The following is an 8,144-nucleotide window of genomic DNA, read 5'->3' as shown; positions in this document are numbered from 1 at the left end:
GATGTAAAAAATAAAAAACAAGTTAATTATTAAAGCTAATATGAAATCTACTAGAAATCAATCCATTGATTCAATCTAAGCCAGATGAGCATTGATTGACTTTCATTGATTTTAATGATAAAAAAAGAGACTACCCCATATCGGGGTAGTCTCTTGTCAAAGATTGTATAAAACTATTGTTTTAACCTTTTTCTGTCTTTTCGATCAGGTCTTCATTTGCAGTGATAAGGATTTCTACCCTTCTGTTTTTTGCACGGCCTTCCTCTGTTGTGTTTTCTGCTATTGGTCTGTCAAAGGAAAAACCATAAGTCATCATTCTATCCCCACTTACCTGTTGCATTTTCAGGTAATTATTGACCGATTCGGCTCTTCTTTTAGAAAGATCGAGGTTATATTTATGGGAGCCTTTATTGTCTGTATGACCCTGTATGGTGATATTGGTATCCGGATATTCATTCAGGACACTGGCAAACTTCATGATGGTTTCCTGGACTTCTGGAGTAAGCGCATGGTTATCGAAACCAAACATGATTCCTGAATCAAAAGTGACGCGAATAGATTCACCTACTCTTTCGATTTCAGCATCTTTCAGCTCTTTTTCCAATTTCTCAGCTTGCTTGTCCATATAGACACCGATACCTGCACCGACGGCACCCCCAATGACTCCTCCTATTACTGCACCTTCAGCAGTTTTACCTTTTTTGGATCCGAAAAGGCCTCCGATTGCAGCACCTGAACCTGCACCTATTGTTGCGCCTTTTTGGGTGTTGTTCCAGCTTGAACAGCTCATTAAGAATATTACAACTAAGAATTGGGCAAATATGCCCGATTTAAACATTATAGTTTTCATGTCTTTAGAATTTGATTTGGCCTGATGTAATCTGCTCAGCCTACTGATACATTTTCCAACTTCATGCCAGAGAAAAAAAAATATTAAAAAATTCGTTATAATATATATTCTCAATCCTCAAAGGTCTTGGAAGAGTCCGCCACCAAATGGTTGATTTCTTCCATCTCTTTTTTGGTAAGGTCTCTCCAATTGCCCACAGGCACATCCAGATGGATATTCATGATGCGCACCCTTTTGAGTTTGGTTACTTTGTAGCCAAGGTAATCGCACATTCTACGGATTTGCCTATTCAGACCTTGGGTCAGGATAATGTTAAACTTGAAACGGTTGATTTGTTTGACCTCACATTTCTGGGTAATAGTGCCCAATATGGGAACCCCATCACTCATTTTTTTAATAAATTCCGGATTGATTGGTTTATCTACGCTAACAATATATTCTTTCTCGTGATTGTTCTTTGCCCTGAGGATTTTATTGACAATATCTCCATCGCTTGTCAGCAGTATAAGACCTTCGCTGGGTTTATCTAAGCGCCCAATATGGAAAATACGCTTGGGATGCTTGATGTAATCTATGATATTATCTTTTTCAGCTTTGACATCCGTTGTACACACTATCCCTACGGGCTTGTTGAAAGCAATGTAAACATGGTCTTCCTTGGGTTCAGTGATCAGTTTTCCATTTACCCGCACTTCATCACCTTCTTGTATCTTGGTGCCCATTTCAGGTACTTTTCCATTGATGGTTACCACTCCTTTTTCTATCAGCCTGTCGGCTTCTCTACGCGAACAAAACCCTACTTCGCTTAGGAACTTGTTGATTCGTGTACCGCTGGATTCACTCATATGCCGATTATAAAATGAACCTGCAAAGTAAAGTCTTTTCGGAAGAAATTAAACTTATCAGTACTCGGAAGATAATCTAAAAAACAGTATTTTAATTTTCTGAACGAGGATCAAAATACAATCAAAACAATAACCCAAAACACATGAGCGAAAACAGCATCAAACAAATAGGTCTCTGGATAGACCATAATAAAGCAATGTTGATAGGCTACGAAGATGGAAATGCTACTTTACTGGAGACGGTGGAATCCCCGGTAGAGGCTATGAAAAGACAAGAGGGAGAGGGGAATGACAGCACTCGTTTTACGACAAATAACAACCATACCTCCAACAATGAACACAGGAAGCATAACATCAGCCAGAATGAACTGAAGGAGTATTTTAAAATTCTGGAAGCCAAGCTACAGCCTTTTGAAGATATCCTGATTTTTGGGCCAGGCACAGCAAAAGAACAAATCAGAAACAGGTTAAGGGAAATCAAGTCATTTGACAACAAATGGCTGTCCGTTCAGAAAAGCGATAAACTCACCGAAAACCAGCTTTTGGCATTTGTAAGGGATTTCTACAAAAATGAATCTCCCGCTGTCAGGTAAGTTTTCGAAAACCGGACTTGATTCTAGAAACGGCATCAAAGGAGTCATCAATATTGAAGACTCCTTTTTGCATGTTGTGCCAAAAACCATCTCCGCAATCAATATATTCACCAGATTGATTGGGCTTTTGTTCCCTGGCCTGATCATAATCATAATCGGGTAAAAATACGAAACCAAGCAGTTCTTTTGCCTTTTCCCATTCCATATCCTTACTTTTTCCATTTACAACCACCTCTACTTTTCTGATAGAGAATTTGACTGTGATGCTGATATCAATGGTTTGTTCAGGCTTTTGGATCAAATAATTCACTGTCAAAGGGGCTTCCTTTTTATTCAACTCATAGATGGATTGGATATAATCCTGAGCGAAAAACTGCCAATCACTTTGGTTAAGAGGAATAGTCCTGCTGATTTTACCATGAATATCTTTTGCAAGAATACTGATGCCGCCTTCACCATCCAATTTGTTATTTGACCATTTTGATTTTGCGTACAGCGTTTTCAAAGGCTGTTCCCAGACTTTCGGAATTTCACCTTGAAACTGATAATCATCATTCAGGCTAAAGCCTTCATCAAATATTTCCTCATCACTCAACTCTTCTCTGTCAGTATAGTAAAGCTCAAGGTTGGTGTCTAAAAAGTTTTTACCAAAACCAATTTTCAATTTATAAATATGGCTGTAGGGTGGGGGGATCACGCCTGAATCATATTCAATTTCTAATCTTGACAAATCTTCCGTTTTCAAATGCATCTCAAATTTGGGTTTTGGTTTATCCTTAGGGACAGTGCAAAAATAGTTCTATTCCCTGTTTATTGAAGGATATGTACTGGTATTTATACCATTCAAATGTTAACTATAGTATTTACGCCATGGATTCAGGGATAAGCTTTAGGTATTTCTTGAGGTTGGAATGAAGAATAGCATTTAGCTCGGCCTCGTTTCCCTTGCTAGTTTCAGTAAATAGAAATCCGAAAACTCCATATTTTTCCATGTTCACTTTTCGGACATGTAATGGGTTCTCGAAGTCTGCAGCAAGCTGCTCAAAGTCAAAATAAGCAATCTGCTCAAATGGAATCCCTGATTGATTATCCAAAAGGATAAGGCTGTATTTTTTGTTTTTACGGCTGGAGAAAATTTGGTTCCAATCCGGTTTTAGGGAATTGAAAAAATGGAGGTAAGAATTGATTCCGTAAGAAAACCAAGTCAGGTCTGCTGTTGTACACCATCCACCAAAACGCATAGGGTTAACCTCAATAGGGTATAATTTCCCATTTTCATTCATCCTGTATTCTATATGCAATGGAAAATTCTTCAGGTTTACTTTTGAGCCGATCAGGTCCAAAAACTCCATGATTGGCGCTTCCATGGTTCGCAGTATTTCTTCTGAACTGCTATAAAGTCTGTCGCTGACATCTTCAGATGTTTTGAATACATGGTGGAGTACATTGAGTAGTACAGGCTTTCCATTATCATCAAAATAGCAATCGAATGCATACTCTTCCCCAGTGAGGTAAGCCTCCAATATGAATTCAGTATTGTCCACTACTTCAATAGGGTATAATTCTTTTGTCTTATTGATTTCTGATTTTATTTTGGACACTACCAATGGCCAATCGGACACTTTATTGACGCTATATACACCAATACTGAAGAATCCGACTATCGGTTTGATGATAAAGGGGAACTGAAAATCAGTGATGTCTAGGTTTTCTAATTCTTCAAGCTGAGCTTTTCTGAAAAAATAATCTGGATAAGCTTCTTGAATCAGTTTACGGAATCTGTATTTATTCTTGAAAAGGGCAATTTTTTCGGGTAATCCAGTGCCTTGGGTATGCTTTTCGATCCAGGCAATGGAGTTTTCAGAATTGGTATAAACCTTGGTTTCAGGATTATTTTTAATGCGTTCAGCAGCATCTTCTTCTGACAACCAATTAGCGTCCACATTTCCCAGTATTTCCTTCGCCTGAGAGGTTGCTACTACCGGAATTTGAAATTGGATAATGGTATCCTTCAGAAAGTCTGAAGTGTATGGGTGATCTAATAAAATCATATTTTAAAATTTTGGCCAAATTACGACTAGCGGAGTTTAATGCTAACCTGATTTTGATCAGTGGTTACTTTAAAAGAGGCATCTTTGTATTTAGGGGGGCCAAATGTACCTGAGGCATTGTTGGAAAAACCATAACCATCCCTTGGTATTCCCATTGCATTCGTTCTGAGTTTTCCTGTATTCAGGCTGTCATGAAAAACAGACAAGGCATACTCACCTTCAGGCAAATCTTTGAAGACGATCGTCGCTTTGTTGCCTTTTATAGGAACTGATGCATTACGGAAAGCTTTACCCACATCACCTGGGAAACCACTTTCGCCTTTAAAAAGTAATACCCTGATCACACCGCTTTCATCTTTGACATTTGTCACTTCAAGTGTAAGGTCTGTTGACCTTTGTTCAAAATCATATAGGAAAATAGCAGCCAATACAATGAGGAGATATTTCATTCGTTTCTAATTTATTTTCAAAAGTTAGTTTTTCTTAGCTTACTTATGCTGTTTTCAAGCTTTATCAAATAGAGGTGAAGCTGTATATTAATACTTAACGCTCAGTACCTGAAATCAATTCCGCAGTTGCTATCCTGTTGATTTTTCCGGAATCGGTAAACTCAAATTTTTCCAAGAAAAAAATGTCTTTTGGTAAATGAAACCTGTTAACATGTTTTTTCAATGATTCAATGAGTACATCAAACGAGTAATTTTCAGGTGGTGTCTTTTCAAGCACCAAAACTACCTTTTGATTTAACCTTTCGTCAGGCAATCCATAGATAAAATAGGGTATAGAACCGAAATGTTCAAAAATGGTACCTTGAATTTTTTCCTCTATGATTTCAGGAAAAACTTTTACGCCACCTGAATTGATGACAAAGTCTGCCCGGCCCAGCCATTTGAATTGACTACCGTTCAATATATCAACAATATCATTCGTCTGTATTTTTTGGTTGTCAGACATGGGGCCTTGGATCCAGAGCCTACCATCTGTATCAGCACCAATAGTCACCCCTGGTAAGGCATCATATACCAATTCATCCTGAATCAGAGAGGCCAAGGCGACATGAGAAACAGTCTCGGTCATACCAAATGTTTGGTAAGCATTGATTTGATGTTTTTTTAGTGAATTGACCAGATTAGGATTACTTGGCGCACCTCCAATAATCAGGGTTTTGATTTGTTTGAGCTTGGCCAGACTGCTGGGATTATTAAAAATACTTTGGACTTGTAGTGGAACCATGGCCACAAAATCCAATGTACTTGGTAGATCAGTTTCTTCCAATGGGTTTGCACTGGCTTTTACCAAAAACACATCTACATCCCATTCCATTGCCCTGACGAGCATCATTTTCCCGGAAATCATCCAGGTATTGAGGCAGCAGAGAATTTTTGAATCATGGTCAATTCCAAAGTAGGCTTTGGTAGCAGCCGCTGAAGCTTGCATTTGCGTTCTCTTGATGTGAATATTTTTGGGCTTTCCGGTAGAGCCTGAAGTTGCTACTTCAAAAGTATCCTGACCATTAAGCCAAGACTGACAGAATGTAAATGCCTGATGGAAATACAGGTCACTTTCTTTCCATTCACCATTTTTGATTTGGTCAGAAGTGTATGTTCTTTTATCCAGAATGAAATTAGCCATGCTTACTTTACTATGTCTTCAAAATTCAACAAATTTAATTGAAGCCTGTTATCTTGCAGGAAAAATTAAAAATAATAAATCATGACAATCAACTGGAAAACTGCAAAGGAATACCAAGATATCACATACCAAAAATGTGATGGTGTAGCCAGAATTGCTTTCAATAGACCTGAAGTTAGAAATGCTTTTCGCCCAAAAACCACGAGCGAGTTATATGATGCCTTTTATGATGCGCAAGAGGATACTTCCATAGGGGTGATCTTGCTTTCGGCGGAGGGGCCTTCTCCCAAAGATGGGGTTTACTCTTTTTGTTCAGGAGGAGATCAGAAAGCCAGAGGGCATCAGGGATATGTAGGTGAAGATGGCATGCATAGACTGAATATTCTGGAAGTTCAAAGACTGATCAGGTTTATGCCCAAGGTAGTCATAGCAGTTGTTCCCGGTTGGGCAGTAGGGGGAGGGCATAGTTTGCACGTGGTATGTGATTTGACATTGGCGAGTAAAGAGCATGCCATTTTCAAGCAGACCGATGCTGATGTCACGAGCTTTGATGGAGGCTATGGTTCTGCTTATTTGGCCAAAATGGTTGGACAGAAAAAGGCTAGGGAAATATTCTTTTTGGGTAGGAATTATTCAGCCCAAGAGGCTGCAGATATGGGAATGGTCAATGCCGTGATTCCCCATGATGAACTGGAAGATACAGCCTATGAATGGGCCCAGGAAATCCTTGCTAAATCTCCAACCTCAATCAAAATGTTAAAATTTGCCATGAATCTGACAGATGACGGCATGGTAGGACAACAAGTGTTCGCAGGGGAGGCTACCCGTTTGGCTTACATGACTGAGGAGGCTCAGGAAGGTAGGAATGCTTTCCTTGAGAAGCGAAAGCCTAACTTTAAGAATATCAAATGGATACCATAATTTAATTCAAGTAAATTAAAGGGTGGATGTATCTAGTGATCCGCCTTTTATTTTTAATAATTCAAGTATAAATACCAACTTGACCAAGACTATTCAGTAATAAAGTTTAATTTAGTTTCTCAACAGGTTTCACATTTTTAACCCAATTTTATGTCACACTTGGAAACAGAATACATCGCACATGATGGGAGAAAACTTTTCCTTCAGGCATGGATGCCCGAACAAGCTAAAGCCTCTATTCTAATTGTGCATGGGCTAGTAGAGCACAGTAAAAGGTACTCCCATTTAGCAGACCTTCTTGTGAAGGAAAATATTGCTGTTTTCACTTTTGATGGAAGGGGACATGGGAAATCTTCTTTACCAAAACCTACGGCTTATTTCAATGATTATTTGGACTACTTAAAGGATATACATGCACTTTTTGAAAAAGTGCAAAACTATTTCCCTTCTGTTCCTGCTTTTATTTTTGGGCACAGTATGGGAGGAGCTTTGGTGGCTTCCTATATGCTTGAATATGAAAGTCAGGCGGCTGGGGTTATTTTATCTGCTCCAGCTCTGAAGCCTGATGAGAATGTCTCGGATTTATTGATCAAGCTATCTGGGATCTTAAGTTTTATATTACCTAAATTGAAAGTCTTAAAACTGGATTCGAATAAGATTTCCAGGGATAAGGAAGTGGTGAAGAATTACAATGAGGATCCTCTGGTTTATTCTGATGCTATTCCTGCAAGAACAGCCTACCAAATTCTGCGGATGATTCATTTTATTAAATCCCGGTCAAATATATTCCATTGGCCAGTACTTCTTCTTCATGGTACTTCCGACGAACTTACCAACCCTAAGGGAACTGAAGAATTTTTTCGAAATATTACATCCGAGGATAAGACTTTTCATAGGTATCCCGAACTCTACCATGAGCTTATCAATGAAATTGAAAAGGAGCTAATAATGAAGGATATTTTGGATTGGATAAAGGAAAGGATATAAAAATATTGTTATGTTTCCTCGTGAGGAACTACAGCCTCCTCAAAGAGATATTTTCGCTGATAGGAATTCATGATTTGATCATAAAGAATAAAAAAGAGGTCAGTACTTATTGACTTCGTATCAAAAAGCGCCAACCTCTCCTAAAGCATTATACGATGTCTTACCTTCCTCTTCTTTTGAAAAAGGGCTTTTTCTTACCCTTTTCTTCACTTGCCATCTGAGGTACAGAGGATAAGGGGTAAGGATGTTCGTTGACTATCGGTAT

Annotated in this window: 9 protein-coding genes; 3 read left to right on the top strand and 6 right to left on the bottom strand. The window is 38.6% G+C overall.

What is annotated here, in order from left to right; genetic code table 11:
* Window positions 1–181 precede the first annotated feature (181 nt).
* Both EA341_RS04125 and rluF read right to left on the bottom strand, forming a co-directional pair.
* On the bottom strand, window positions 182–850 hold the full coding sequence (locus EA341_RS04125; RefSeq protein WP_293011580.1) for an OmpA family protein: 669 nt from the start codon (window positions 848–850) through the stop codon (window positions 182–184).
* 110 nt (window positions 851–960) lie between these two features.
* The gene (rluF, locus tag EA341_RS04120) at window positions 961–1,695 is read right to left on the bottom strand and encodes a 23S rRNA pseudouridine(2604) synthase RluF (protein WP_293011579.1); all 735 of its coding nucleotides are present in this window, start codon (window positions 1,693–1,695) and stop codon (window positions 961–963) included.
* A gap of 143 nt (window positions 1,696–1,838) precedes the next feature.
* Between rluF and EA341_RS04115 the strand changes: the two genes are divergently transcribed.
* The gene (locus EA341_RS04115) at window positions 1,839–2,288 is read left to right on the top strand and encodes a hypothetical protein (RefSeq protein ID WP_293011578.1); all 450 of its coding nucleotides are present in this window, start codon (window positions 1,839–1,841) and stop codon (window positions 2,286–2,288) included.
* Here EA341_RS04115 and EA341_RS04110 read toward each other — a convergent pair.
* The 4 genes from EA341_RS04110 to EA341_RS04095 all read right to left on the bottom strand — a co-directional run bounded on the left by EA341_RS04110 (window position 2,281) and on the right by EA341_RS04095 (window position 5,971).
* On the bottom strand, window positions 2,281–3,039 hold the full coding sequence (locus EA341_RS04110; RefSeq protein ID WP_293011577.1) for a hypothetical protein: 759 nt from the start codon (window positions 3,037–3,039) through the stop codon (window positions 2,281–2,283). The genes EA341_RS04115 and EA341_RS04110 overlap by 8 nt on opposite strands.
* Window positions 3,040–3,151: 112 nt before the next feature.
* Entirely contained in the window at window positions 3,152–4,339 is a 1,188-nt protein-coding gene (locus tag EA341_RS04105) for an ATP-grasp domain-containing protein (protein ID WP_293011576.1), read from the bottom strand.
* Between the two features lie 26 nt (window positions 4,340–4,365).
* On the bottom strand, window positions 4,366–4,788 hold the full coding sequence (locus EA341_RS04100) for a DUF2141 domain-containing protein (protein WP_293011574.1): 423 nt from the start codon (window positions 4,786–4,788) through the stop codon (window positions 4,366–4,368).
* A gap of 94 nt (window positions 4,789–4,882) precedes the next feature.
* Window positions 4,883–5,971 carry an AMP-binding protein gene (locus tag EA341_RS04095; RefSeq protein WP_293011572.1) on the bottom strand — a complete coding sequence of 363 codons (1,089 nt, stop codon included), beginning with the start codon at window positions 5,969–5,971 and terminating at the stop codon, window positions 4,883–4,885.
* An 81-nt stretch (window positions 5,972–6,052) separates the two neighbouring features.
* Here EA341_RS04095 and EA341_RS04090 point away from each other — a divergent pair, with 81 nt between their 5' ends.
* Together EA341_RS04090 and EA341_RS04085 are read left to right on the top strand one after the other, a co-directional pair.
* A complete protein-coding gene (locus tag EA341_RS04090; protein WP_293011570.1) occupies window positions 6,053–6,892 on the top strand; it encodes a 1,4-dihydroxy-2-naphthoyl-CoA synthase in 840 nt (279 codons plus the stop codon).
* 150 nt (window positions 6,893–7,042) lie between these two features.
* Complete coding sequence (locus EA341_RS04085) at window positions 7,043–7,879, top strand: alpha/beta hydrolase (RefSeq protein WP_293011568.1); 837 nt, start codon at window positions 7,043–7,045, stop codon at window positions 7,877–7,879.
* Window positions 7,880–8,144: the final 265 nt, after the last annotated feature.

Source organism: Mongoliibacter sp. (assembly GCF_007692705.1).
In the GTDB taxonomy this organism is placed as follows: Bacteria; Bacteroidota; Bacteroidia; order Cytophagales; family Cyclobacteriaceae; genus Mongoliibacter.
Note: the sequence above shows the minus strand (reverse complement) of the source record. Positions and strands in the feature narration are given on the sequence as shown.